The sequence below is a fragment of the Luteibaculum oceani genome, from assembly GCF_007995015.1.
GTDB lineage: Bacteria > Bacteroidota > Bacteroidia > Flavobacteriales_D > Luteibaculaceae > Luteibaculum > Luteibaculum oceani.
The window spans coordinates 1-796 of sequence record NZ_VORB01000026.1 but is presented as its reverse complement, the minus strand read 5'-3'; the positions used below and the strand labels follow the sequence as shown (position 1 = coordinate 796).

At 47.0% G+C, this 796-nt stretch carries 1 protein-coding gene; it reads left to right on the top strand.

Annotated features, from left to right (window positions below; all coding sequences use genetic code 11):
• The coding region (locus tag FRX97_RS12280) for a hypothetical protein (RefSeq protein WP_170227139.1) at window positions 1–796 on the top strand (796 nt) is incomplete at both ends.

Below are 796 nucleotides of genomic sequence, written 5' to 3'. Positions count from 1 at the left end.
AACCCTACAAGTTTGGATTTAGCGATCAAAGTGGTTGTGGGTTCTCCGATACCCTTCGCACTTCCTATGGTTGTCCTTGTCTTAGCGATGCTGGTAGTCTTGTACAAGACACCCTTTTTGCTTGTATTGGAGATCGACTCATTGCGCAAGCTACTTCCGATTATGTCCTCGACTCGGACGACACCTTACTTTATGTGCTGCACACTGAAAGTGGAGCCAGTTTGGGCAACATCCTACATTTTAAAGGAAGCAACGGAATTGTAGCCAGCAACAAGGCCATTGCAACCGGCAAGGTGTATTACCTATCGCGCGTTGTGGGAACCAAAAACGGTTCTACCCTTGGACTGAACGTTAAGGACTATTGCTTAAGCGTGGCTCCAGGTACCCCTGTAGTATTTGGAAAACCAGCTCAGGCTATTGTCTCGGCAACTTCTAAAATCTGCGATGGCGAAAATGTGTACATCACCATCAACGGTTCGGGAGTAGGGCCTTATGTCTTTACCCTTAAATCGTCACCCACCGATGCAGGGGTGAACTACTCTCTGCAATCGGGTGAAAGCATAGAACTTTTATCTCCGGCCGTAGGTTCCTACACTTATTACATCGCTGGGTTTAAAGACATGGGCAACAGTCGTTGCACGAAGCTATTGAACGATAGGGTGAATTTTGCGGTCAATAAAATTCCTTCGGCTAATGTTAGCGTACCGACCGAGGCTTGTATCAATGCTCCGGTTCCTTTTAGCGCAACATCTAGCGAGAACGTGCAAATCTCATGGGATTATGGAGATGGTACTCA